General features: G+C 71.3%; 20 protein-coding genes. 17 read left to right on the forward strand and 3 right to left on the reverse strand.

The features are described 5' to 3' along the window. The first annotated feature begins 138 nt into the window (after window positions 1-138). Genes ACWFR3_RS22780 through ACWFR3_RS22790 form a run of 3 tightly spaced genes read left to right on the forward strand, consistent with a single transcriptional unit; the run spans window position 139 to window position 3,291 of the window. The gene (locus tag ACWFR3_RS22780) at window positions 139-1,296 is read left to right on the forward strand and encodes an ROK family glucokinase (RefSeq protein WP_249586856.1); all 1,158 of its coding nucleotides are present in this window, start codon (window positions 139-141) and stop codon (window positions 1,294-1,296) included. A gap of 4 nt (window positions 1,297-1,300) precedes the next feature. Beyond that, on the forward strand, window positions 1,301-1,903 hold the full coding sequence (locus ACWFR3_RS22785) for a sugar kinase (RefSeq protein WP_453736436.1): 603 nt from the start codon (window positions 1,301-1,303) through the stop codon (window positions 1,901-1,903). Between the two features lie 53 nt (window positions 1,904-1,956). Next, on the forward strand, window positions 1,957-3,291 hold the full coding sequence (locus ACWFR3_RS22790) for a sulfite oxidase (protein ID WP_453736437.1): 1,335 nt from the start codon (window positions 1,957-1,959) through the stop codon (window positions 3,289-3,291). 16 nt (window positions 3,292-3,307) lie between these two features. Here the strand turns inward: ACWFR3_RS22790 and ACWFR3_RS22795 are convergent, their stop codons facing one another. Continuing rightward, on the reverse strand, window positions 3,308-4,246 hold the full coding sequence (locus ACWFR3_RS22795) for an ornithine cyclodeaminase family protein (protein WP_453736438.1): 939 nt from the start codon (window positions 4,244-4,246) through the stop codon (window positions 3,308-3,310). Between the two features lie 282 nt (window positions 4,247-4,528). Between ACWFR3_RS22795 and pcaDC the strand changes: the two genes are divergently transcribed. Genes pcaDC through ACWFR3_RS22810 form a run of 3 tightly spaced genes read left to right on the forward strand, consistent with a single transcriptional unit; the run spans window position 4,529 to window position 7,315 of the window. Further along, a complete protein-coding gene (pcaDC, locus tag ACWFR3_RS22800) occupies window positions 4,529-5,824 on the forward strand; it encodes a bifunctional 3-oxoadipate enol-lactonase/4-carboxymuconolactone decarboxylase PcaDC (RefSeq protein WP_453736439.1) in 1,296 nt (431 codons plus the stop codon). Between the two features lie 33 nt (window positions 5,825-5,857). After that, on the forward strand, window positions 5,858-6,490 hold the full coding sequence (locus ACWFR3_RS22805) for an MBL fold metallo-hydrolase (RefSeq protein WP_453736505.1): 633 nt from the start codon (window positions 5,858-5,860) through the stop codon (window positions 6,488-6,490). Between the two features lie 45 nt (window positions 6,491-6,535). Further along, complete coding sequence (locus ACWFR3_RS22810; protein WP_453736440.1) at window positions 6,536-7,315, forward strand: exodeoxyribonuclease III; 780 nt, start codon at window positions 6,536-6,538, stop codon at window positions 7,313-7,315. Between the two features lie 44 nt (window positions 7,316-7,359). Here the strand turns inward: ACWFR3_RS22810 and ACWFR3_RS22815 are convergent, their stop codons facing one another. Next, on the reverse strand, window positions 7,360-9,141 hold the full coding sequence (locus ACWFR3_RS22815) for an SGNH/GDSL hydrolase family protein (protein ID WP_453736441.1): 1,782 nt from the start codon (window positions 9,139-9,141) through the stop codon (window positions 7,360-7,362). A gap of 286 nt (window positions 9,142-9,427) precedes the next feature. On the opposite strand from ACWFR3_RS22815, the gene ACWFR3_RS22820 reads away from it, so the two are divergent. The 11 genes from ACWFR3_RS22820 (at window position 9,428) to ACWFR3_RS22870 (ending at window position 24,045) form a co-directional block, all read left to right on the forward strand. After that, on the forward strand, window positions 9,428-9,931 hold the full coding sequence (locus ACWFR3_RS22820) for a tetratricopeptide repeat protein (protein ID WP_453736442.1): 504 nt from the start codon (window positions 9,428-9,430) through the stop codon (window positions 9,929-9,931). A 162-nt stretch (window positions 9,932-10,093) separates the two neighbouring features. Beyond that, window positions 10,094-11,641, forward strand: coding sequence for a MocR-like transcription factor YczR (gene yczR / locus ACWFR3_RS22825; protein WP_453736443.1), 1,548 nt, complete (start codon window positions 10,094-10,096; stop codon window positions 11,639-11,641). A 468-nt stretch (window positions 11,642-12,109) separates the two neighbouring features. Further along, complete coding sequence (locus tag ACWFR3_RS22830) at window positions 12,110-13,300, forward strand: cupin domain-containing protein (protein ID WP_453736444.1); 1,191 nt, start codon at window positions 12,110-12,112, stop codon at window positions 13,298-13,300. Window positions 13,301-13,352: 52 nt separating this feature from the next. After that, complete coding sequence (locus ACWFR3_RS22835; protein WP_453736445.1) at window positions 13,353-14,636, forward strand: JmjC domain-containing protein; 1,284 nt, start codon at window positions 13,353-13,355, stop codon at window positions 14,634-14,636. A 9-nt stretch (window positions 14,637-14,645) separates the two neighbouring features. Then, complete coding sequence (locus ACWFR3_RS22840; RefSeq protein ID WP_453736446.1) at window positions 14,646-16,001, forward strand: MFS transporter; 1,356 nt, start codon at window positions 14,646-14,648, stop codon at window positions 15,999-16,001. Then, window positions 15,998-17,944, forward strand: coding sequence for a M13-type metalloendopeptidase (locus ACWFR3_RS22845; protein WP_453736447.1), 1,947 nt, complete (start codon window positions 15,998-16,000; stop codon window positions 17,942-17,944). Before ACWFR3_RS22840 ends, ACWFR3_RS22845 begins: the two co-directional genes overlap by 4 nt. A gap of 35 nt (window positions 17,945-17,979) precedes the next feature. Next, window positions 17,980-19,275: a tetratricopeptide repeat protein gene (locus tag ACWFR3_RS22850; protein WP_453736448.1), complete on the forward strand. Its 1,296-nt coding sequence runs from the start codon at window positions 17,980-17,982 to the stop codon at window positions 19,273-19,275. 224 nt (window positions 19,276-19,499) lie between these two features. Beyond that, a complete protein-coding gene (locus ACWFR3_RS22855) occupies window positions 19,500-19,649 on the forward strand; it encodes a hypothetical protein (RefSeq protein ID WP_453736449.1) in 150 nt (49 codons plus the stop codon). Window positions 19,650-20,070: 421 nt separating this feature from the next. Then, on the forward strand, window positions 20,071-22,008 hold the full coding sequence (locus ACWFR3_RS22860; RefSeq protein ID WP_453736450.1) for a S9 family peptidase: 1,938 nt from the start codon (window positions 20,071-20,073) through the stop codon (window positions 22,006-22,008). Between the two features lie 40 nt (window positions 22,009-22,048). Then, the gene (locus ACWFR3_RS22865) at window positions 22,049-23,335 is read left to right on the forward strand and encodes a hydantoinase/carbamoylase family amidase (protein ID WP_453736451.1); all 1,287 of its coding nucleotides are present in this window, start codon (window positions 22,049-22,051) and stop codon (window positions 23,333-23,335) included. 122 nt (window positions 23,336-23,457) lie between these two features. Continuing rightward, a complete protein-coding gene (locus ACWFR3_RS22870) occupies window positions 23,458-24,045 on the forward strand; it encodes an LOG family protein (protein ID WP_453736452.1) in 588 nt (195 codons plus the stop codon). Between the two features lies 1 nt (window position 24,046). Here the strand turns inward: ACWFR3_RS22870 and ACWFR3_RS22875 are convergent, their stop codons facing one another. Continuing rightward, complete coding sequence (locus ACWFR3_RS22875) at window positions 24,047-25,048, reverse strand: helix-turn-helix transcriptional regulator (RefSeq protein ID WP_453736453.1); 1,002 nt, start codon at window positions 25,046-25,048, stop codon at window positions 24,047-24,049. Between the last annotated feature and the right edge of the window lie 183 nt (window positions 25,049-25,231).

Here is a 25,231-nt window from a genome sequence, read left to right on the forward strand (position 1 = left end):
GCCGCCCGGCAGACGCGACTGCGGCTTTTCTGTGGTTGCTCGCGCAGTTCCCCGCGCCCCTACGGGGCGCCCCCGGGTTTCCGGGCGCCCGGAGTCCCGTTGTGCGCGCCCCCGCGAGCGTGAGGCAGAATCGCCGCAATGAGCACCTACCGCGACCTCGCGCACCGCGGCTCCGCCCGAGCCACCGTTCTGCGGACCGTGGGCACGCGTGAGCGCCGATCACATCTGACGGCGCCCCGCGTCCCCACCGTCGGCATCGACATCGGCGGCACGAAGGTGATGGCGGGCGTCGTCGACGCCGACGGAAACATCCTGGAGACCCTCCGTACGGAGACCCCGGACAAGTCCAAGAGCCCCAAGGTCGTCGAGGACACCATCGTCGAGCTGGTCCTGGACCTCTCCGACCGGCACGACGTGCACGCGGTGGGCATCGGCGCGGCGGGCTGGGTCGACGCGGACCGCAACCGCGTCCTGTTCGCCCCGCACCTCTCCTGGCGCAACGAACCCCTCCGCGACCGCATCTCCGGCCGCCTCGCGGTCCCCGTGCTCGTCGACAACGACGCGAACACCGCCGCCTGGGCGGAGTGGCGCTTCGGCGCGGCCCGCGGCGAGGACCACCTGGTCATGATCACGCTGGGTACGGGCATCGGCGGCGCGATCCTGGAGGACGGTCAGGTCAAGCGCGGCAAGTTCGGGGTGGCCGGGGAGTTCGGCCATATGCAGGTCGTCCCCGGCGGCCACCGCTGCCCGTGCGGCAACCGCGGCTGCTGGGAGCAGTACAGCTCCGGCAACGCCCTGGTCAGGGAGGCCCGCGAGCTCGCAGCGGCCGACTCGCCGGTCGCGTACGGGATCATCGAGCGGGTCAAGGGCAACATCCCCGACATCACCGGCCCCCTGATCACCGAGCTGGCCCGGGACGGCGACGCGATGTGCGTCGAGCTCCTCCAGGACATCGGCCAGTGGCTGGGCGTCGGCATCGCGAACCTCGCGGCGGCCCTCGACCCCTCCTGCTTCGTCATCGGCGGCGGCGTCTCGGCCGCCGACGACCTCCTGATCGGCCCGGCACGCGACGCCTTCCGCCGTCAGCTGACGGGGCGCGGCTACCGCCCCGAGGCCCGTATCGCCCGCGCCCAGCTCGGCCCCGAGGCGGGCATGGTGGGCGCCGCCGACCTGGCCCGCCTGGTGGCCCGCCGCTTCCGCCGGGCGAACCGCCGCCGGGTGGAGCGCCACGAACGCTACGAGCGTTACGCCGAAGCCCGCCGCACCAACGACCGCACCTCTCAGGGAACTCAGTAGACAGATGACCGTCCCCCGCCAGCCCTCGTCCCCGGAGTCTCCGGAATCCCCGGATACCGCCGACGAGGGTGGCCGCCCCCGAGAGGGCCGCCGCCACATGATCCGCCGCCGCTGGCTGACGGCCACGATCATCGTGCTCCTGATCGGCGTACCGGCCGGCTATCTGGTGATCTCCGCGAACCAGAGCCGCAACAGCGGCCGCGACAAGGAGGCCAAGTACTCCGCGACCGGCCTCACCGCCGGCTGGCCCTCCAAGGTGCAGCGCCGCCTCTACGACGTGCCGATCGCCCCGTACTCCAGGGAAGTCGCCTACTACGAGACGAACAACTGGCGCACCAGTCGCCTGTACGCCCAGTTCCTGACGAGCAACAAGGGCCTGGACAAGTTCCTCAAGCAGATCGGCACGAGCACCGGCGAGCTGGAGAGGAACGACATAACGATCAGCAAGCGCGACCGCAAGGTGGTCGGCTGGCAGTTCACGGATCCGGGCCCCTGGCTGGGACTCACCCATCAGAAGAAGGACCCGGCGCCGACCCTGGACGTGGTGGTGAACCGCGTCAACCGGGATCACCCCATGGTCTATGTAGTGTCTACGACAACCCCGTAACTGGCGTGTTTCATCGGTGAGTTGCCGCGCGGTCGACTCGTACGATGACGCGCATGATCTCCAAAGAGACGTCCGAAGGGGCATCCGAAGAGGGGTACGACAGACGCCGGCGTGCCCAGTGGCTCGCGGGGGAGGCGCGCGCGGACGGGGTCGCCCGCAGGGACATGCTGCGGCTCCTTGCCGCGGCGTCGGTCACGGCGGGTGCCGCGGGCGCGCTCCCGGCGCTGGGAGCACCGCGGGCGACGGCGGCCACCGGTGCGGCGCCGACCACCGAGGCTGGTGCGGCACCGACCACCGCGGCCGCTTCCGGAATCGTGAAGCCGCTGCCCGCCGACCGCTTCACGATCCGGGGCACGAACGCGGAGACGAAGTTCGAGGCCCTCGCGGGGACCCCCTTCCTCACCCCCGCGTCCCACTTCTTCGTGCGCAACCACACGGCGACGCCGCGCCTGGACGCCGGGACGTGGAGCCTGAAGATCTGGGGCGACGGCCTGAAGGGCGGCGGGGCAAGGGAGTTCACGCTCGCGGACCTCAGGAAACTCCCGTCGGTGACGCGCACCGCCTTCGTCGAATGCGCGGGCAACGGCAGGAGTTTCTTCACCACCCAGCAGGGTCAGCCCGCCTCGGGCACGGCCTGGACCCTGGGCGCGATCGGCAACGCCCGCTGGCGCGGCGTACACCTCTCCGAAGTCCTGCGCCGGGCAGGTGTGTCCCGCGACGCGGTGGACGTACTGCCCAGGGGCCTGGACGCGGACTACGTCACGGACGACGGCACGAACCTGGGCAGGGTGCGCCGCCCGCTCCCGATCTCCAAGGCGCTCGACGACGTCATCCTCGCCTACGAGATGAACGGCGCCCCGCTCCCTCCTGACCACGGCTACCCGGTGAGGGTCCTGGTCCCGGCGTGGGTGGGCATCGCGTCGATCAAATGGGTGGGCGACATCGAAGTCTCGGCGCAGCCGCTCTACTCCCCGTGGAACACGCAGTTCTACCGCCTGTTCGGCGAGCACTACCCGCCGGAGGGCAGCACCCCCCTGACCCGCCAGACCCTGAAGTCCGCCTTCGAACTCCCCTTGAACGCAAGCGTCGACGCGGCCACGACCCACCACCTCACGGGCCGCTCGTGGTCGGCCGCGGGCGCGATCACCCGCGTGGACATCAGCACGGACGCGGGCACGACATGGCACCGGGCCCGCCTCAAGGACACCCCGCACCGCGCCACTTGGACCCGCTGGACCATTCCCTGGCGCCCCGGGTCCCGGGGCCCGACGACACTCCTGGCCCGCGCCACGGACAGCACCGGCCGAACCCAGCCGGAGGCGACGGTGCACAACAGTCAGGGGTATCTGTTCGATGCGGTTGTGCGGCACGCCGTGACGGTGGTCTGAGGGTGGGTAGCCGAGGTCAGCAGAGGCCCGCCCACCGCTCGTAGGCGGCCGCTCCCACGCCCAGGTCCTCCCAGGCCATCCCCGCCGACTTGAACAAGCGGGGACGGTCCTCGGCGAGCTTCACCTCGCCCCGCACCAGCTCGGCCAGCGTGCGCAGGCGGCTCATGGCGAAGGCGCCCGCGTCCACCGCGAGCACGATGTCGCCGCACTCGCGCAGTGCCACCTCGTGGGACTCGGCCACCACCAGCCCGCGGCGCAGCAGTTCTTCGTCGACCTCGCGTGCGTCCGGCTCGTGCGACCCCACCGCGGCGACCGTGGCGTGGGGCGGCAGCAGTGCGCTGTCGAAGAGCGGTTCGCGGGCCGTGGTGCAGCAGCAGACGACGTCGGCGGTGGCGACGTCCGCCGGGGTCGCGGGCGCCGCCGACAGGCCCGCATCGCGGCACCGGTCCACGAAGGCCGCCACCCGCTCCGGGTTCCGCGCCACCACGTCCACGTGGGTCAGCGACGGGCGCACCGCGCGGACCGCCTCCACGTGGCCCCAGGCCTGGGGCCCGGTGCCGAAGACCAAGAGGCGGCGGGCCTCCGGGACCGCCAGGTGGTTGATCGCCGCGCCCGACACCGCGGGGGTCCGCAGGGACGTCAGCGCGATGCCGTCGAGGAGGGCCAGGGGCGTGTGGGTCGTTCCGTCCAGGAGGAGGTACACGCCCTGGATACGGGGGAGGTCGCGGGCCGCGTTCTCCGGGGTGACCGTGGCGATCTTCACGCCGGTGTACGCCGTCGTGGAGGACGGCATCAGGAGCAGTTGGCCTCCCGGTACACCCACGACTCCCCGCGGAGGCTCGGCCTCCGGGTCCAGACCAGTCCGCAGGACGGCCTCCACCGCCTCGACGGCGGCGGACATCGGAACGAGCCGGGCGATCGCCTCGGCGTCGATGTAGGGCGGGGCCTCGCTCATGCGTGGTTCCTTTCAGATGTTCTGCGCGCTTCGGGGTGTTCTGCGCGCGGTCTCTTCGCGCGCATCACATCACGCTCATGATCACCCTCGTATGGAAGATCTCCACAGAACGCCTCCGGTGTGTGGTCGGTGGCGTGGGGCGGGGTGCGAGATGAACGCCCCTGGTGGCGGCGGTAGTTCAGGGTGCATGCGGTGCCGGAACCCGCGGCGGGGCGCGCTTTTCCGGTGAGACCTTTGGCACCCTCTTACTCACGCGTCAGCTCCGACCGTTAGCGTAGAGCGGTGAGCGAGACGACTACCCCTGCCCTCCAGTACCGCTTCGACGGCCCCGAAGACGCACCCGTGCTGATCCTCGGGCCCTCGCTCGGTACCACCTGGCACATGTGGGACCGGCAGGTGCCCGAGCTGATCAAGCAGTGGCGCGTGTTCCGCTTCGACATGCCCGGACACGGGGGCGCCCCCGCGCACCCCTGCGGCTCCGTCGGCGAGCTCGCCCAGCGGCTCCTGGCCACGCTCGACGAGGTCGGCGTGCAGCGCTTCGGCTACGCGGGCTGCGCGTTCGGCGGCGCGATCGGCGCCGAGCTCGCCCTGCGCCACCCGCAGCGCGTCGCCTCCCTGGCGCTGATATCCGCATCGCCGCGCTTCGGCAGCGCCGACGAGTTCCGCCAGCGCGGCGTCATCGTGCGCAGCAACGGCCTCGACCCCATCGCGCGCACGTCCCCCGAGCGCTGGTTCACGCCCGGCTTCGCCGCCGCGCAGCCCGCGATCACCGACTGGGCCGTACAGATGGTGCGTACGACCGACCCCGGCTGCTACATCGCCGCCTGCGAGGCCCTTGCCGCCTTCGACGTGCGCGCCGAGCTGGGGCGCATCGGCGTGCCCACGCTCGTCCTGGTCGGGTCGGAGGACCAGGTCACCGGGCAGGGCGAGGCCCGTACGCTCGTCGCCGGCATACCGGACGCCCGCCTCGCCGTGGTGCCGGGCGCATCGCACCTCGCGCCCGTCGAGCAGCCCGCCGCTGTCACCGACCTCCTCGTACGGCACTTCTCCACCGCCTGGCCGCTCGCGAACGACACGGGTACGCACGCGGCGATCGGCGCGCCGCCGGTCAAGCCGGTGCTCGCACCGCCGATCCCTGTCTTCCCCGTCGCCGAGATCGGCCCCACGGAGCAGCCCGAAGCCGTGGGCGGCGGGCGCCCCGACCCGTACGAGGCGGGGATCAAGGTCCGCCGCGAGGTGCTCGGCGACGCGCACGTCGACCGCGCGCTCGCCGCGGCCGACGACTTCTCCGAGGACTTCCAGGAGCTCATCACGCGCTACGCCTGGGGCGAGGTCTGGAACCGGCCCGGCCTCGACCGGCGCTCCCGCAGCTGCGTGACCCTCACCGCGCTCGTGGCGGGCGGCCACCTCGACGAGCTGGCCTTCCACACCCGCGCCGCCCTGCGCAACGGCCTCACTCCGCAGGAGATCAAGGAAGTGCTGCTCCAGGCGGCGGTCTACTGCGGCGTACCCGCGGCGAACTCCGCCTTCAAGGTCGCCCAGGCCGTGATCCGAGAGGAAACCACGCCCCAGGAGTAGCAGGATGGGGGCATGACGACTGCCGCGAAGCGCATCAAGCTCACCAAGAAGACGCACGCCTGTGTCCGCCTGGAGAGGGACGGTCAGAGGCTCGTCATCGACCCGGGCGGCTTCACCGAGGAGGACGCGGCGCTCGGCGCCGACGCGATCCTGGTCACGCACGAGCACCCCGACCACTTCAACGAGGACCGGCTGCGCGCCGCCATGGAGGCCAACGCGGCAGCCGAGATCTGGACCCTGCGCTCCGTCGCGGAGAAGATCTCGGCAGCCTTCCCGGGGCGGGTGCACACCGTCGGGAACGGCGACACCTTCACGGCCGCCGGGTTCGACGTGCAGGTGCACGGCGAGCTGCACGCCGTGATCCACCCGGACATCCCGCGCATCACCAACGTCGGCTATCTGGTGGACGGTTCGGTCTTCCACCCCGGCGACGCGCTGACCGTCCCCGACCAGCCGGTGGAGACGCTGATGCTGCCGGTGATGGCGCCCTGGAGCAAGATCTCCGAGGTCATCGACTATGTCCGCGAGGTCAAGCCGCAGCGCGCCTACGACGTCCACGACGCGCTGCTCACGGATCTGGCCCGCCCCATCTACGACTCGCAGATCGGATCCCTCGGCGGCGCCGAGCACCTGCGGCTCACTCCGGGGGAGTCGGCCGAACTGTGACCGGCCACCCCGGCACTGTCAGTGGCGGCCGGTAGGTTGTGAAGCATGCGCATTGCCACCTGGAACGTGAACTCGATCACCGCTCGGCTGCCGAGGCTGCTCGCCTGGCTGGAGAGCAGCGGTACGGATGTGCTGTGCATCCAGGAGACCAAGACCACCGCCGAGGGATTCCCCGCCGACGAGCTGCGCGAGCTGGGCTACGAATCGGCGGTGAACGCGACCGGCCGGTGGAACGGAGTCGCGCTGCTCTCCAAGGTCGGCCTCGAAGACGTGACGATCGGCCTGCCCGGCGGCCCCGACTACGAAGGGGTGCAGGAACCCCGCGCGATCTCCGCGACCTGCGGCCCCGCGCGGGTCTGGTCGGTGTACGTGCCCAACGGCCGCGAGGTGGACCACGCGCACTACGGCTACAAGCTGCAGTGGTTCGAGGCCCTGAAGGCCGCGGTCGCCTCCGACGCGACGGGCGCGCGGCCGTTCGCGGTCCTCGGTGACTTCAATGTCGCCCCGACCGACGCGGACGTATGGGACCCCGCCCTGTTCGAGGGCGCCACGCACGTGACCCCCGCCGAGCGCGCGGCCCTCGCGGCCCTGCGGGAAGCGGGCCTCTCGGACGTCGTGCCGCGCCCCCTGAAGTACGACCACCCGTTCACCTACTGGGACTACCGCCAGCTCGGCTTCCCCAAGAACCGCGGCATGCGCATCGACCTGGTGTACGGGAACGAGGCGTTCGCGAAGGCCGTGACGGACTCGTACGTGGACCGCGAGGAGCGCAAGGGCAAGGGCGCGTCCGACCACGCGCCGGTCGTGGTGGACCTGGAGGTCTGACCAGCTCCCCGCGCCCCCTCGGGGGCGCGGGGAAGCCCGTGTCGCTACGGCTCCAGCAGCCCCAGATCCACCGACTCCGCGATCGCCGCGAGCCCCGCGTCGCCCGGATGCAGATGGTCCCCGCTGTCGTACGCGGCGAGCATCCGCGAGGGATTCGCCGGGTCGCGAAGGACCGCGTCGAAGTCCAGGACGGCATCGAAGTCGTCGCCGCCGCGCAGGTAGTCGTTGATCTTCACGCGCTCGGCGTCCGCAGCCGCCGTGCACAGGGACTCGCCCTGGCAGGGCGCGATCGTCGCCGCCACCACCCGCAGGCCCCGCGCGTGCGCCCGCTCGGCGATCTCCCGCATCCCGGCCGTCACCTGATCCGCCGGCGCACCCCAGCGGACGTCGTTGACGCCCTCGAAGAGCACGACCGTACGGGCCGACGTCTGGGCGAACACATCACGGTCCAGGCGATGCAGCGCGCTCACGCCGCCCGTGTCGGTGGAGACGCCGTCGCCGGGGTAGCGGTCCGCGATCACCCGGTTCGCGGAGATCCCCTGGTTGAGGACGCCGAAGCGCGGCACCTCGTCCTGCTGGAGCAGCCGCGTCGCGAGCACGTTGGGCCAGCGGTGGTTCGCGTTCTGGGTCGACTTCACGCCGTCCGTGATGGAGTCGCCGAGCAGCACTACGGAACCGGGCCCGCCGCTCACGTCGACTCCGGTGAGCAGCGGCCAGGTGGAGATCGTCGAGGTGTACGCCTCCGGGGAGCCGTCCGCCGCGTGGTCGCCGGGGCCGCTCACGTACGAGGTCTGGATGGCCTGGCTGTGGACGGGCGCGGTCGTCACGATCTCCGGGAGGTGGAAGCTGACCAGGAGGTTGGTGTCCGCGGGCACGTCGAAGTCGAGCGGGTCGCTGAACGCCTGCGTGCCCGCGGGGACTTCGGTGCCTCCCTTGCCGCCGAAGGACAGCCGCCGCGGCTCGCCCCGAGCCCCCGCTCCGGACTCCTGCACCGCCACCGTCGCACTTCCGATCCGTACCGGAGCCGAGGCGAACGTGTTGTCGAGCCGGATCCGCACCCGCGGCCCGCCCGTGCTCGTGTGGACGACGAGGCGCACGGTCCGGTCGGCCCACGGACCCACCGCCGTGTACCCGGCCGTCGATGCCGACCAGGTACCGGTCCACCCCTTCGTCGCCTGGCGCACGGAGAGCGAGAAGACGTGCAGGTCCGGGGCGCCCGGGTCCTTCGGCAGGGTCACCGAGGCGACCTCGCGCCCGCGCGCCACCGGTACCGTCACCACGTACAGCCGCGCCTTCTCGGCGAGTTGGCCGCCGGGGGTGTTCACGTGCGGGAGCGCGACCGCCTTGGTGGCGAGGGGGCCCGAGCGCCAGTCCGGTGCCGTCAGGCGGTACGTCCCCCTGGACCCGTCCCGGTAGCGCACCGTCCCCGTGCCGCTCGCGTCGCCGCCCGTGCCCGCGACCAGGAACGCTAGGGCGTCCCCGCGCCCGCGAAGGCGTACGGACTGCCCGTCGGATCGGACGTTGTCCGCCTGGCCCGTGCGGGTGCGCGGCCAGGTGAGCTTCGCCCCGTCCACGCCGAGCGAACGGCCCGGAGTCCAGCCCGCCGCCGTCAGGTCCCGCGCCGAGAGAGAGCCGCCCGAGCCGTCGAAGTCCGCGTCGGCGGGCCGCGCGTCGTCGCTGACCGCCCTGTTGTCGAAGAGCCGCTCCAGAGGGAGCGGCCCGGGTCTGTGCGGCGCGGCCTGCGCCGTCGCCACAGGTACGGCGGCGGTGAGCACCGCGAGTACGGCCGCCGCCCCCCACGAACGTCGGCCCGGACGGTGGAGCATGTGGACCCCCATGGCTGTAGCTGACGTGACGACAGGTGCGCCATGAAGCTAAGGAGGCCGAGGAGAAGCGTCAATGAGGTACGCGTGAACATGACCCGAACTCGCCGGGATGCCGCATCCATGCGGGTGGCGACGTGTCAGATGGGCCATCTCGACGTCATCGCCGGGGGTTCGGCCCTGCGCCTTGACGCACAGATCGGTGCCGCGAAAGGGCGATGCGCAGGGCGCGGCCGTGCGCACCTGAACGACCTTGGTGTAAAGCGCACTTCTCTGTGAAGCTGTCGCGATGACAACAACACCAGAATGGGAGCAGCGCTCCACGGACCTGTGGGCCGCCATCGGCGAGTTCGACGCAGCTGACTTCCGCGCGAAGATCGGAGCGCTGGCCGATGAGCTCCCCGAGGGGCACCCGGTCGGGTACTTCGAGCGTGCTTCGGCGAACGACTCCACCGGCGAGGGCGAGGCGGCCGTACCGCTCTACCGGAAGGCGCTGGAGGCCGGGCTTACCGGAGAGCGCAGGCGGCGAGCCGTGATCCAGATGTCGAGCACGATGCGCGCGCTCGGTGACGCGGAGACGAGCGTCGAACTGCTCACCGCGGAGCGGGAGAACGGCTCCGACAAGCTCGACGACGCGGTCACCGCCTTCCTGGCGCTCGCCCTGATCGACGTCGGGCGTGAGCGGGAAGCAGCGGCGCTGGCCCTGGGCGCGCTCTCCAAGCACCTGCCGCGCTACAACCGCTCTCTGGCGAACTACGCGAAGATCGCCGTCGGCGAGGAGCCGACGGCGTAACCGCCCGCCGCACAGGCCACGGCCCCACCCCCGGTAACCCTTCCACCGGCGGCGGGGCCGTTCTGTTTCCGGCTCCCTGCCCGTACGCACAGGTACGCACGGGGTCGGTGTTCAACTTCCGTATCGCGTCGCCGAATTGGCGGGATCGGTAGATTGACCCGCGTGACGAAGCCGGAGGGCGCCGCGGTGGCGGGGCAGACGCAACAGGCGCGGGGCGCGGTGATCCCGGCCGGGCGGCTCGGGGACCTGCTGGCGGACATGGCCGCCGGGCGTCCCGCCTACCGGCACCTCGCGGCCGGCGTCCGCGCGCTCATCCTCGACGGCAGGATCGCCGTCGACGCGCGGCTGCCCGCGGAACGGGAGCTGGCCCCCGCACTCGCGCTGAGCCGTACGACCGTCAGCGCCGCCTACGAACTGCTGCGCAAGAGCGGGTACGCCCGCAGCCGACGCGGGTCGGGCACCTGGACCGTGCTTCCCGAAAGTTCGTTTCCCGCGGGAGCGCCGGGGGTGTCGGGGGCCTCAAGGTCGTCGGGGGCGTTCGCCGCACCGCCCCCGACGTCCCCGCCCTCCCTGCCACACCCATCACACCCACCACTCCCGCGGTCCTCCCGCCCCACGCTGCTGCCGCCGCCGGAGAGCGTCGTCGACCTCGTCACGGCCGCGCTGCCGATGGCCCCGGACGTGCTCGCCGCGGACCTCGCCGACGCGGCGCTTCGCCTGCCGCATCGCGCCCGCACCCCCGGCTATCACCCCTACGGGCTGCCCGAGCTGCGCACCGCCGTCGCCGCCCGCTACACGGCGCGCGGTCTGCCCACGGACCGGGAGCAGATCCTTGTCACCGCGGGGGCGCAACAGGCACTGAGCCTCACCTTGGCGCTGCTGTGCGGCCCGGGCGACCGGGTGCTCGTGGAGACCCCGTCGTACCCGAACGCACTCGACGCGATCCGGCGTGCCCAACTGCGCCCCGTCCCGGTCCCGGTCACCGAGGATGGCTGGGACGGCGAAGTGCTCGCCTCCGCGATGCGCGCGACCGTGCCGCGCCTCGCGTACCTGATCCCGGCCTTTCACAACCCCACCGGCAGTCTGATGCCGCCGGACCAGTGTGCCGACGTGCTCGGCGCCACGCGGCGGACCGGTACCTGGCTGGTGGTCGACGAGACGCTCGCCGACGTGGCTCTGGACACGGGGCCACCACCGCCGTTCGCCACGTACGGCGCGGGGGCCGACCACGTCATCTCCGTGGGCTCGCTCAGCAAGTGCTACTGGGGCGGGCTGCGCGTCGGCTGGCTGCGCGCCTCACCGAGTCTCGTCGCCGAACTGGCCGAGGTGCGGGCGACGGTGGACGTATCGGGCTCCGTCCTCGACCAGCTGCTCGCCCTCTCGCTCATCGAGCGAGGGGACGATTGGCTCGCCGAACGCGTCGATCAGGTACGACACCGGCGCCGGGCCCTCGTCGACGCCCTTGAGCGCCATCTGCCGCACTGGTCCTGGAGGCTGCCGCCCGGCGGTCTGTCGCTGTGGGCGGACCTGGGGCAGCCCATCGCCTCCGCTCTCGCCGAACGCGCCCTCGCCCAAGGGGTGCGCATCGGGGCGGGGGCACGATTCGGCGCCGAACCGGGGCTCTACGAGGACCGGCTGCGCATTCCGTACACGTTGTCTCCCGCCGTCCTGACCGAGGCCGTACGCCGGCTGGCGGCGATCCTGGCCTGAGCCCCTCTGGGGACTCGGGGGACGGTCGTACCGGCTGCCCCGCATCGCGTTCAACTGCGTACGTCCGCGGTTGAACGCGTTTTTCGTGTGCGCACCCGCGGAACTGTTCGGCGAAATGTTCAACTCGCTCGTGCCGCGGCCCTGTTCAGGTTTTCGTCGATTGACGCGGAAAGCCCCGGCGGGCGAATATCTCATCACCGCCGAAACACAGAGGCGGAAAACCAAGAAAAAAGAGGAGTGAGCAACATGGAGAACACCGTGGAGTTCGACGACATCGAGTTCATCGAGACCTCTGCCGAACTGCTGGCGACGTCGTACTACGTCAACATCCAGTAATTCCCTGCTGCGGCCGGAGGGGCGGTATGCGTCGTCCGCCGCCCCTCCGCCGCAACATAAGCGGGCTGACGTCAGTGTCACGTCATCGAGGCATTGTTCGTCCCACGCCGACGCGCACCGGAAGGAATGAAGATGAACAACTATAAGTTCGAAGATCTGGTGGGGGACGAAAAGGTCTTCTTTGCCGAGTACTTCAACAAGAAACCGATGCTGCGGAAGGCGAGCATGCCGGGGGATGTGCGCGACATCCTCTCCATCCGCAAGCTCGACGAACTGCTTCACCTCGAAGTGGTCCGTCCGCCTTACATCAAGGTGAACCACAACGGCTCCGGTGTCCCCGAGAAGGGATACACGCGCAGCGTCGTGGTCCAGGGCGTCAACATCACCGACACGGTCGTGCCGGAGAAGATCTACGAGCTCTTCCGCGCCGGGGCCACCGTCACCTGGTGCTCGCTCAACCAGATAGTCCCTGAACTCCGTGACTTCACCCGGATGATCAGCGACAAGATGGCCGTCAGGACCGATGTCGTCGGCTTCATGACCCCCACCAAGAAGCGGGGTTACCTGCCGCACCACGATCCGGTCGACCTCTTCATCGTGCAGCTCGAGGGCACCAAGCGGTGGAAGCTGTGGAACCCGCCGGCCGAGCGCCTGGGCGACAACGCCTCCTACACCGACGAGCAGCTCGGCGAGCCGGCCATCGAGGTCCTCCTGGAGCCCGGCGACGTCCTCTACCTGCCGTACAACACGCCGCACGCGGCCGCCGCCGAGGACAAGGTGTCGCTGCACCTGTCGATCATGATGCGCCCCCGCATGTGGAAGGACCTGCTGCGGGAGACCTTCGAACAGGTCGCCGACGACCCCGAGTTCAACGAGTACCCGCACATCGGGGACCTGCGGGGCTCCGGCGTGGAGTCGATGTTCCGGCAGAAGGTCACCTCGCTCGCGGCCCGCATGGAGTCGCTCGAGGCAGGCCACGAGCTGGACCGGCTCGCCGACCTGGGCCGCCACATGCCGGGCAGCTCCCACGGCACCACGTTCCAGACCATCGCCGAGACGGACGGGCTCACCCCGGACGCCCTGCTGCGTCGTACCGGAGCGGCCGTGGAGTTCGGCGCGAACGAGGGCGGCCGCACCCAGATGACCGTCAACGGCCACAAGATCGCCGTGCCGGCCCCGGTGGCCGAGCGCCTCGCGGACCTCGACGACGGTGAGTCGATCCCCGCCGGCGAGATCTTCCCGGGAGCCCCGGCGGAGCGGGCGACGAAGGCCGCCCAGGGCCTGACCCGGCTCGGCGTACTCGAGGTCGCAGGGGCGCGCTGACCGCGGCGCGGAAGCACCGGAACGAGAACAACGGGAGCAACGGGAGCAACGGATGCCAACGTCACGTCTGCTGGAGGCGAAGAGCGTGGACACCTCCACGACCACCCACGGCTTCGAGGACCTCGTCGGCGACGCCGGAGTCTTCTTCTCGGAGCACTTCAACAAGAAGCCGCTGCTGCGCAGGGGTGCGCTCGAAGGCAGCACCCGGAGCCTCGTTTCGGTGCGGCAACTCGACGACATCGTCGCCATGGAAGCCGTGTCACCCTCCTATCTGCGCGTCGCCAAGGACGGCCGCGGTGTACCCGCCAAGGCGTACACCCGCACCGTGGCCGACCGAGGCGCCGCGCTCACCGACGCCGTCATTCCGGAACAGGTCTACGAACTGTTCCGGTCCGGCGGCACCATCACCTGGAACGCCCTCAACCACTTCCTGCCGTCCGCCCGGCACCTGGTGAACGTCTTCGCGCAGACGTTCGCGTGCCCCAGCGAGGTGGTCGCCTTCCTCACCCCCGCGGGCAAGGACGGCTACGCCCCGCACCACGACCCGGTCGACGTCTACGTCATCCAGATCGAGGGCACCAAGGACTGGCGGATCTGGGAGCCGCCCGGCGACCGCCGTGCCGACAAGGCCTCCTACTCGCCCGAGGACCTCGGCGCGCCCGTCATCGAGACGACGCTGCGCCCGGGCGATGTCCTGTACCTGCCCTACGGGACACCGCACGCCGCCGCCGCGAAGGCCGAGGTGTCCCTGCACCTGTCGGTCACCGTCGAGCCCCGGCGCTGGCGCGACCTCGTACGCGAGACGGTGGAGCACCTGGTCCAGGGCCCGGAGTTCGACGGATTCCCGCACCTCGGCGGTGGCGCGACCGATGACGGTGCGACCGAGGACGGCGCGACCGATGACGGCGCGGCCGACGGCGGTGCCACTCTCGGCGGGATGCTGCGCCGGCTCGCCGACCGGCTCGAGAAAACCGATGCGCAGGCAGAGGCCGGGCGGCTCCTCGCGGACGGCCGCCACCGTGCCGGCGCCGGCCGGTCGCGCGAGTTCGAACGGCTCGCGTCCGCGGACGTGCTCGCTCCCGGCACCCGGCTGCGCCGCAGCCCCGTGCCGGTCGAGATCGGACCGAGCGACGGCACGAAGAGCGGACTGCTCGTCAACGGCCACCGGCTCGCCGTCCCGGACGCCGTCGCCGACGTGCTGCGCTCTCTGGAGAACGGCGGCGTGGTCCCGGCGGCCCACTTCTTCCCGGGCGTCTCCGAGGCCCGGTCCGTGCACGCAGCCCAGGGGCTGACCCGTCTCGGGGTGCTGGAAACCGCAGACCACATGAGGAGCTGAACCATCACCATGGCCGACACCACACAGGGGCCCGTGACGCCCACGAGTGCTGCCGAGGCCGCGCCGGCCTGGCGGGACGTCTACGTCCTCGCCGGAATGCGAGGACTCTCCTTCGCCGGTGACATCGCGGCCGCCACCGCCCTGACCCTGCTGCTCCAGGCGAACGGCGCCGGATCGTACGCGGTCATGGCGATGCTGCTCGCGGCCGTCCTGCCGCCCGCCCTGCTCGCACCCGTCACGGGAGCGTTCGCCGACCGGTTCGACAGCCGCAGGCTGATCGTCACGGTCGCCTCGGCGCAGATCCTCGTCTGTCTGGCGATGACGCAGACGACATCGCCGATCCTGCTGATCGTCCTGGCCGTCCTGCTCTCCACCGGTCTCGCCTTCACCCACCCGGTCTTCGCCGGGCTGCCCGGGGCGATGGTCGGCAAGGAGAACGTCCCGCGGGCCTCGGGGATCTCACAGACCACCGCCATGACCGGCATGGTCGTCGCCCCCGGCATCGCGGGCTTCCTCACCGCCCACTTCGGCGTCAACGTCTCGCTCCTGATCGACGCGGCGACCTTCGGGATCGTCGTGCTCGGCGCCCTGACGATCCGTACCCGGCTGCACAAGAAGGACCCCGCGAAGAAGGCCGGCGCCGGTGCCGAGAAGGCCGCGGGTCCCGCCTACCGCGTGTCGACCGACCGCTTCCTGCGCTCCGTACTGGTGATCAGCGGTGTGGTGATGGCCGCCGCGAGCATCATCAACGTCCTGATCGTCTTCTACGTGCGGGACACCTTCCACGCGTCGGAGGAGACGTACGGCCTGGTCATGTCCTCGTGGATGGCGGGCCTCGTGCCCGGTGCGCTCCTGGTGCGCCGGATCAAGCGGTTCAGCCACGAGACGATCCTCATCGGGTCGTTCCTGTGCATCGCGGTGGGCATCGTGGGCGCGGGTCTTGCCCCTGGCGCCTGGTGGATCGTGCCGTTCTACGTGATCGGCGGGTTCGGCAACGGCGCTCAGGCCACGGTCACCCACATCGTCATCAACCTGCGGGTGCCCGACAGCCACCGCGGCAGGGCGTTCGCCGCGCTCGGCGCGGTGTCCAACACCGGCCCCGCCGTGGGCTATCTGATGGGCGGCGTGGTCCTCGGCTTCATGGAGCCGCGGTACGCCTTCCTGCTGGCGGGCGCCTGTGCGCTGCTGGCCGTGCTCGCCTTCCACCGGGGCGTGCTGCGGGCCGCCGACGACGCCGTGCCGGAGGCCGACAGCGCCCCGGCGAGCGACAGCGCCCCGGAGGCCAACACGGCCCCGGCCGCCGAGGCCACCCCGGAACCGGCCGCGGACACAGCGGCCGACCTGAGCCGGGCCGCATCGCGATGAGCGGCGGGATCACGGCGCACGACGTCGAGACGGACCCGGCGACCAGGCCGCAGGACGACTTCTACGCCCACGTCAACGGCCGGTGGTCGGACGCCTTCGAGCTGCCCGGGCACCGGGCCGAGGCCACCATGCTGTCCCTCCTGGCCGAGAAGGTGCAGGACGACGTCGTCGCCGTGATCCGCAGCAGTACCCCGGGACAGCAGATCGCCGATCTCTACGCCAGCTTCATGGACGAGGCCGGCATCGAGGAACGCGGCCCCGCCGATCTCACCGCGGTGCTCGACACCGTCCGGGCGGTCACCACCCGGACGGAGCTGGCCCGGCTGATGGGCGCTCTTCAGCGCGAAGGAGTCGGCGGTCCCGTCGAGGCGACCGTCGCCACCGACACCGCGGGCACCCGCGGTTATCTGCTCACCCTCACCCAGTCGGGACTGGCCCTGCCCGGCGGCGTGGCCCCCTATCTGGACCCCTCCGCGGGGCCGCTGCGCGAGCAGTACGCCGAGCATGTGCGGCGCATGATGGAGCTCGCCGGGCAGCCGGACCCCCGGCACGCGGCGGATGCCGCCCTGCGTGTGGAGAGCGCGCTCGCCGCCGCCCACACCCCGCCGGACGCCTCGGGCCGCATCAGGGCCAGGGCACAGACCTGCACCGCGGCCGAACTCGCTGCCGGGAGCGGCTCGTTCCCGTGGGGCGCCTGGCTGGAAGGTCTCGGCGGCATCCCGGCCGGCGCGCCCGTGCAGATTCGCCCCGGACCCTTCCGCACCGCGCTCGACCAGTGGTGGACGGCCACGGACCTCGAGGACCTGAAGCTCTGGCTGGTCTGGCTGCGGGTGCACGAAGAGGCGCCGTTCGGACCCGCCGCGACGTTCGCCGAGAACTTCCGCTTCTACGGCCAGGTGCTGACCGGGTCGCGGCAGCCGAGGCCCCGGTGGATGCGGGCGACCTCCTTCGTGCAGACCGTCCTCGGCGACGAGGTGGGGGAGCGCTACCTCAAGGAGCACCTCGCGCCCGGCACCCGCAAGGCCGCGGAGGATCTGGTGGCCGCGCTCGTGCAGGCCTACCGAGGCCGCCTCGAACAGGCAGGGTGGATGGCCGAGAGCACCCGGGCGGCGGCGCTCGCCAAGCTCGACGCCATGCACTTCGAGCTGGGCCACCCGCGGGACGCCGCAGCGTACGGCGCACTGCGCACCGACCCCGCCGATCTGCCGGGCAACGTCCGGCGCGGCCGCACCCGGCGCTTCGACCGCCAGCTGCGCAGGCTGGCGGGGCCGGTCGACCGCTCGGAGTGGAAGGTCCCGCCGCAGGCGGTCACCGCCTACTACCGGCACGGGCTGAACCAGGTGGTCGTTCCCGCCGCCCTGCTGCAGGCGCCCCTGTTCGACGCGGGCGGCGACATGACACGGAACTTCGCCCTGCTCGGCTCCATCGTCTGCCACGAGATGTCCCACGCCTTCGACAGCCGCGGCTCGCGCCACGACGCCGACGGCCGGCTGCGCGAGTGGTGGACCGAGGCGGACCGCGCCGAGTACACGCGCCGGACCGCGCTGCTCGTGGACCAGTACGACGGCTACGTCCCCGACGGCCCGGACGGCCCGGACGGGCAGAGCGTCAGCGGTGCCAGGACGCTGGGCGAGAACATCGCCGACATCACCGGACTCGCCGTCGCCCACAGCGCGTTCGCCGCCCACCTGGAATCGACCGGCCCGACCGACGCCGAACGGGTCGCCGAGACGCGGAGGTTCTTCGTCCTGTGGGCCACGATGTGGCGGGCCAAGCGCACCCCGGGGCGGATGCGGGAGCGCCTGGCGAACGACCGGCATGCCCCGCCGCAGTTCCGCTGCAACGGAGCGCTCGGCCATGTCCCGGCTTTCTACGAGGCCTTCGGCGTCACCGAGAACGACCCCATGTCCATCCGACCCGAAGCCCGGTTCACGCTGCTGTGACCCGGCAGGGCCGTCGGCCGACGAGGAGCCACACCATGGCCGCCACACACACGACCGTCTCCGCGCGGAAGCAGCTGTCCCGGGGCAGCGCCAGGGCCGACGACGGGCCCTTGTCCGCGTACGAGCCCGCCGACCACGCCTATCACCACGCGTTCCAACTGCTGCAACTCGTGCCGGGCCCGGACATCGCCGTGCCCGCGGCCGCCTCGCTGCTGGCCCTCGACGCGGGCCGTGCGGCCGTGCTCCTGGACCGCTTCGTGGCCGACGGACTGTGCGAACGGACCGCTCCGGGCCGCTTCCGCGCCCGGCCGGGAGCCGCACGCCGGGCCGTCGCCCGCTGCGGCGAGGGCGTGGCGCGGCGCCGCCTGATCGACCACTACCTGCACAGCGCCCACCGGGCGGACCTGCTCATCGCCCCGCACCACCGCGCGCTGCCCCTCGCGCCGACGGGCCCGGGCTGTGTGCCCGAGGAACCGGCCTCCAGGGAAGCGGCGCTGAAGTGGCTGGACGCCGAGCACGACACCCTGATCGCCGTCCGCGAACTCGCCGCGGACACCGGCAGGCACCTGGTGGTGTTCCAGCTCGCGAACTGCCTCAACGGGCACTACGTGCGGCGCGGTCGCACCGGTGAGCAACTGGCCCAGTGGGCGGACGCGGTGCGCGCCGCCCACACGCTGGCCGACCCGGAGGCCCAGATCACCGCGCACCGGTACGCGGGGCAGGCGGCAAGCCGAGCCGGCCTGCACTCCCGGGCCGTCACCCAACTGGGCCGTGCGGTGCGGATCGCGGAGCGCCACGGCGAGCCCGGACCGCAGGCCCATGCGTACTACATCCTCGCCTGGGTCGAGGAGATGGCCGGAAGGGACGCACAGGCGCTCGGTCACGCGGTGTGCGCGGCCGGGCTGTTCCGGCGTGCGGGCGAGTGGAGCGCCGAGTCCGACGCGCTGAACGCGGCGGGTTGGTACCACACGCGGCTCGGCGACCTCGTGCAGGCCGAGCAGTACTGCGCCCGCGCCCTCGGCATCGCCCGCGAGTACCGCTACCGCGGAGGCGAGGCGGCGGCGCTCGACAGCCTCGGACTGCTCGCGCAACGGGGCGGTCGGCACGACGAGGCTCTGGTCAGCTATCGGGCGGCGCTCGACCTGTGCCGGGAGCTCGGCAACACGTACCAGGAGGCGGGGGCCCTGGACCGCATCGGCGACAGCTGTGCGGCGGTCGGACGGTTCGACGAGGCCCGCCGGGCGTGGGCCGGGGCGCTCGATCTGTACCGCGGCCAGCGGCGGCTCGACGAGGCCGGAGCGGTCGAGCGGCGGCTGGCGACGGCCGGGTGAGACCACCGGTCGGAAGGAGATGTCCCGGGAGCGAGCGCTCCCGGGATTTTTCTTTGTCCAACTGGGCACGTCCGCAGTTGAGCACGTGGCCCAAGTAGGCCATGGACGGTTTGACCAGCCGCGTTCCCCTGTCGGCCGATCCCGCGGCGCGGCAGCATCTCTCCCGTCGGAACGAACCGAACACAGGGGAGAGAGACATGACGGTCGGGAAAACGATACCGGGCATGATCGCGGCTGGCGTACTCATCGTCGCGGCCCTCGTCACGGGCGTCGTCACGAGCGCCCCCGCGACGTCCGGCACGGCCTCCTTCTCTGTTTCCGCGGCCGGCGCGACGACGGACGGCGACTCGGGCTGGCAGCGGACCGACTCCTGAAGGAATTCAGAAAGTGCTCAACTTTCCATGTCGCGCGCCTTGTTCAGCTTTTCGCTCATTGACGGATGAGGCCTCCTCGCGGGAATATTTCATCACCGCCGGAACACAGCGGCGGAAATCGAATAAGAGGAGTGAGCATCATGGAGAACACCGTGGAGTTCGACGACATCGAGTTCATCGAGACCTCTGCCGAGCTGCTGGCGACGTCGTACTACGTCAACATCCAGTAATTACCTGCTGCGGCCGGAGGGGCGGGGTCATCGCAGGCCGCCCCTCCGCCGCAACATAACAGGTATACCGAGGGTGCCTCCCGAGGCACCCTCGTATTATTTTGCCGTGACGTCAGGAGGATTCCTGGCGTCATTTTCGTTCAATTTGAAGGGCGTTGACCGAGGCAATGCGGCGGAAATAGTTTCGTTGCATGAAGCCTACGGACATTGACCTTCTGCCCGTCCTCGGACGGCCCACGTTGTCGGGCGACGGCCGGTTCGCCGCCGTCACCGTCACCCGGTCCGACCTTGCCGCCGAGGGATACGTCTCCGAGCTGTGGCTGGCCGAGACCGACGGCAGTACGCCGGCCCGGCTGCTGACCCGCGGCCCGCACGACGCGGCTCCCGCCTTCTCTCCCGACGGCCGCCATCTGGCGTTCCTGCGGCCGGTTCCGGGCGGCCCCGGCCAGCTGCATCTGCTGCCCATGGACGGCGGCGAGGCCCGTGTGGTCACCGGCCACCCGATCGGGGCGGGACAGCCCGTGTGGAGCCCGGACTCCAGGCTCCTCGCCTACACGGCGCGCGTGCCCGAGCCCGGCCGCTACCGCGGCGCCCCTGAGAGCGAGGCCCCGCGCCGCATCACCAAACTCCGCTACCTGGCCGACGGGTTCGGCTACACCGTCGACCGCCCCCGGCACGTCTTCGTGACCGACCCGTTCGCCGGCGATCCGATGGCCGCCACGACGCGGGTCACCGAGGGAGCCCACGACCACTCGGACGTCGCGTGGAGCCCCGACGGCAAGCTGCTTGCGTTCACCGCGGCCCGTCATGCCGAGGCCGGCGACGACCTGCGCAACGACCTGTGGCTGTGCGCTCCCGACGGCACCGGCCTGCGCCCGCTCACCGACGGCGGGATGATCCTCGGCTGCCCCCGCTTCTCCCCGGACGGCACCACGGTGGTCTTTGCCGCCGAGCCGCTCGACGAGAACAACAACGCCTTCGCGACCGCGAGTTACGGCCTGTGGTCCGCGCCGCTCGACGGTTCGGCGGCCGCTCGCCGGCTCACCGACGAGAACTACCACCTCAGCTTCGCGAGCCAGATGATCCACCCCGTCGCCGACGGCGTGCTGTTCGCCGCCGACCACCGCGGCGAGGTCCACCTGGTCCTCGTGCCCTACGACGGCGGCGAGCCGAAGCCCCTCATTACGGGCGCCCGGCAGGTCAACGCGTACGCGGCCGTGGACGGTGCGGACGGCCTCACGGTCGCGGCGGTCGTCTCCAGTGCCACCAGCGCCGGCGACCTCGTCGGCCTGCGGGCCGGCGAGGAGCACGAACTGACCGGTTTCGGCCGGACACTCGTCGAGCAGACCGACGTGCTGCCGATGGAGGAGTTCATCGCCACCGCGCCCGACGGCTACGAACTGCAGGGCTGGATCGTGCGCCCGCCCGGCGAAGGCCCGCACCCGGTGCTGCTCCAGATCAAGGGCGGCCCGTACACCCAGTTCGGATACACGCTGAACGGGCCCGCCGCCTTCGACGAGGCGCAGGTGTACGCGAGTGCCGGCTACGCGGTGGTCCTCGGCAACCCGCGCGGCTGCTCCGGCTACGGACAGGCGCACGGCATGTACGTGGCCGACGACCTGCCGCGCAAGTCGGCTCCGGACCTGCTGGCCCTGCTCGACAAGGCCCTCGAGGCGCCGGACCTGGACGCGGACAGGGTCGGGGTGATGGGCGGTTCGTTCGGCGGCTACATGTCCGCCTGGATGTCGGCTCACCACGGCGACCGGTTCCGTGCGGCGATCGGCGAGCGCGGCCTGTACGCCGTGGACAGCTACGCGGCATCGAGCGACGACGGCGTCAATGTCGCCATCGCGCTCTACGGATCCGACCAGTCCCGCTGGGCCGAGAAGAGCCCGCTGACGTACGCGGACTCGATGCGCATCCCGATGCTCCTGATCCAGTCCGAGGAGGACCGGCACTGCCCGACGGAGCAGGCGCAGCGGATGTTCGTGGCGCTCAAGACCCGCGGCGTGCCCGTGGAGTTGCTGCTCTTCCCGGGCGAGGGGCACGACATGTCGCGCTCCGGTCTGCCGAGCCACCGGGTGGCCAGGTTCGAGGCGATTCTCGAGTGGTGGGGCCGCCACCTCTGAGCCCTGTCCTCATTTCCGACTGACTGGTCCTGGAGGAACCATGAGTCAATCAGTGGCCCATCACCGGACAGCCCCGCCGGCCGTCGACGGTGGCCGCCTGCTGCGCCGGGTCGAAGAACTCGGGAACATCGGCCGCTCGCCGGCCACAGGGGGCATCACCCGCGAGGGCTTCAGCCCCGCGGACCGGGAGGCCCGCGCGTACGTCGTCGAGGAGGCCCGCGCCGCGGGACTCACCTCGTCGGTGGACGCGGCGGGAAACATCATCATCCGCTCCCGGCCCGCGGCGACCAGCGCCGACCGGCCCGCCCTGCTGATGGGCTCCCACCTGGACACCGTCGTGGGCGGCGGCCGGCTCGACGGCGCCTATGGAGTGCTGGCCGCCCTCGAGGTCGTGCAGGCGTGCGCCGAGTCGGGCGGCCGCGGCCGGTACGAGCCGATGGCCGTCGCCTTCACCAACGAGGAGGGCGCGCTCTTCCCGCAGCCCTTCTTCGGGTCGTCCGTCCTGGCGGGCCGGCTCGCCGACCTGCCCAGGGAGCCCCTCGACCACGAAGGCGGTTCGCTGCGCGGACCGCTGGCGCTGGCCGGCGGCGACCTGGACGCACTGGGCAGCGCGGTGTGGCTGCCCGAGTCGGTGGCCGCGTATCTGGAGATCCACATCGAGCAGGGACCGGTGCTCGAGCGCAGCGGTGACCGCATCGGCGTCGTCGACGGCATCACCGGCCGCACCGTCCTGACCGTCGAGATCCGCGGCACGGCAGGTCACGCGGGCACCACCCCGATGGCGGGGCGACGCGACGCGCTCGCGGCCGCGGCCCGCGTGGTCTCGGCCGTCGAATCCATCGCGTACACCCGGGACCTGTGCCGTGTCGCCACGGTCGGCAGGCTCGACATCCACCCCAACTCGCCGAACACCATCGCCGACACGGTGCGGCTGAGCATCGACCTGCGGGACACGGTCGCCGCCAGGATGCACGGGGCCGAGACCGCCCTCCTGAAGGAGCTGGAGGCGGTCGCCGGAGGGACCGGCACCGAGATCGAGGTCGTCGCCCGTACACACTCCGGGCCCGTGTCCACCAGCGCGGAACTGCGCGGCCTGATCGAGGAGAACTGTGCCGAACTGGGCGTGCCCCACCGGGCGATGCCCAGCGGCGCCGGCCACGACGCGCAGGTCGTCGCCGACGTCACGCCCGTAGCCATGATCTTCGTCCCGAGCATCGGAGGCGTCAGCCATGTCCCGCATGAAGACACCGCCCCCGCCGACCTGGTCCTCGGAGCAGAGGTCCTGCTGCGCACCGCCCTCAAGGCCGCGCGCATCCGCCCCTGCTGACCCTTCGGCACCCGCTTCCGCCGGCTCTTCGGCACCCTCCCCGGCGAGCGCCGGGCGCACCGTCCTGGACATCCTGGTATGCCACTCCCTCAGCTGGAGTGACCCGAATCATGAGGATTTCGATGCAGAGCGTAGTTGAGAAGAGCGCCAAGATCGCGGTCTTCTGCGGTGCGCGCCCCGGCGTGCACCCGGAACATCTGCTTCTCGCCGAGGAGTTCGGCACGACGCTGGCCCGCCGCGGCCTCGACCTGGTGTACGGCGCCGGCGGTGTGGGCGTGATGGGCGCGGTGGCCGACGCCGTGCTGGCGGCGGGCGGCAGTGTCACCGGGGTGATTCCCCGTCTCCTGCACGAGAGGGAGCGCTCCGACAAGGCTCCCGGCGCGGTCTTCGTCGTCCGCTCCATGCATGAGCGCAAGGCCCTGATGTACCGCTTGTCCCTCGGCTTCGCGGTACTGCCCGGCGGCCTTGGCACGCTCGACGAGCTGATGGAGGTGGCGACCTGGAACCAGTTGTCGATCATGCGCAAGCCGATCGTGGTGGTCAACCACCGGGGCTTTTTCGACCCGATGCTGCGCATGCTGGACCACTTGGTCGAACAGGGCTTCCTCAAGGCCGAGGAGCGGGCCCTCATCCAGGTCGCGCACGACGCCGGGGACGCCGTCGACCGGCTCGGTGCCGGACACGCGGTGCCGGTCCCGGTGACGGCGTAAGTCAGTCCGGCGTCACCGGGAGATGTCCGTTGCGCACGGCCCGTACCCCGGCCTGGAATCGGCTGCGGGCATCCAGGTGGGCCATCAGGGTGTTGGCGATGCGACGAGCCGTGCGGGTCGAGACGCCGAGGCTGCGGGCGATCGAATCGTCCGTGCGGCCCTCCGCCAGCAGGCGGAGAACCTCGTTCTGCTGGGCCGTCAGGCCGTCCTGTTGCTGCGGCGGGTCGGCGGTCAACGGCTCGGCGGACGCCCAGGTGCTGTCGAAGAGGGCGCAGAGCGTGGCGATCATTCCGGGTGCGCTGAGGACCACCGCGCCCACCGACGTGTTGTCGCTGTCGGCGGCCATGATCGCCACTCGCCGGTCGCAGATGATCATCCGGTTGGGCAGCGAGGGCGCGACGCGCACCTGGGCGCCGCGCTCCGTCAGCCACTCGGCGTGAGCCGCCGTCGCCGCGTCGCCGCGGATGCTGCAGAGGTATATGGTCCGCATGCGCACGCCGCGTTCGAGCAGCCGCTGATTGAGCGGCCGGGACGCCTGCATGTTCGTGGGCGTCTGCGGGCCCCCGGGCGCGAAGGTCAGAAACTCCTTCTCCACCTGGTTGTTGAGCGCGAGCAGATAGTCCCGTATGGACTCCAGGCCGGTGAGGTACTGCACTCCGGATTCCGATGTGTCCACCCGGTGCTGGGTGAACTCCGAGATCAGCCGGGCCGCCGCCGCCCGGCTCGCCTCGATCTTCTGCTGCTGCGCGGTGATCTCGGCCTGCTGCCGTGCGAGCAGGATCTCCATCCCGATGTGCGGGCTGAGCGCGTGCATCCGGGTGGGGTCCTCGGTGGAGACGCGTACGAGCGAGAGTTCGCTGAGGCGGGTGAGTGCTTCACGCACCTCTTGCTCGGAGAGCGCCAGTCGGGCCGACATCGCGGCAACTCCGCCGTCATCGGGCGAAGCGAGCAGATCCCGGTAAACGGATTCCGTTGCCGAGTCGAGGCCGAGCTGATCGAGCATGCGGTCTCCTCCCCCAAGAGAGCCCCATCGGGCAGGCGGACGCGGCACTTTCGGACAAATGAAGGTGCAAGCGCTTCCGCTGGACGGCAGCATAACCAGGGTCTTCGCGCTGGTGAGGGGTCCGGAGAGTTTTTTGCCATCCGATGGTGATATGTAAATCCATTCAATGTTCCGTCTTGCGGA

Source organism: Streptomyces sp. NPDC055189, assembly GCF_053606765.1.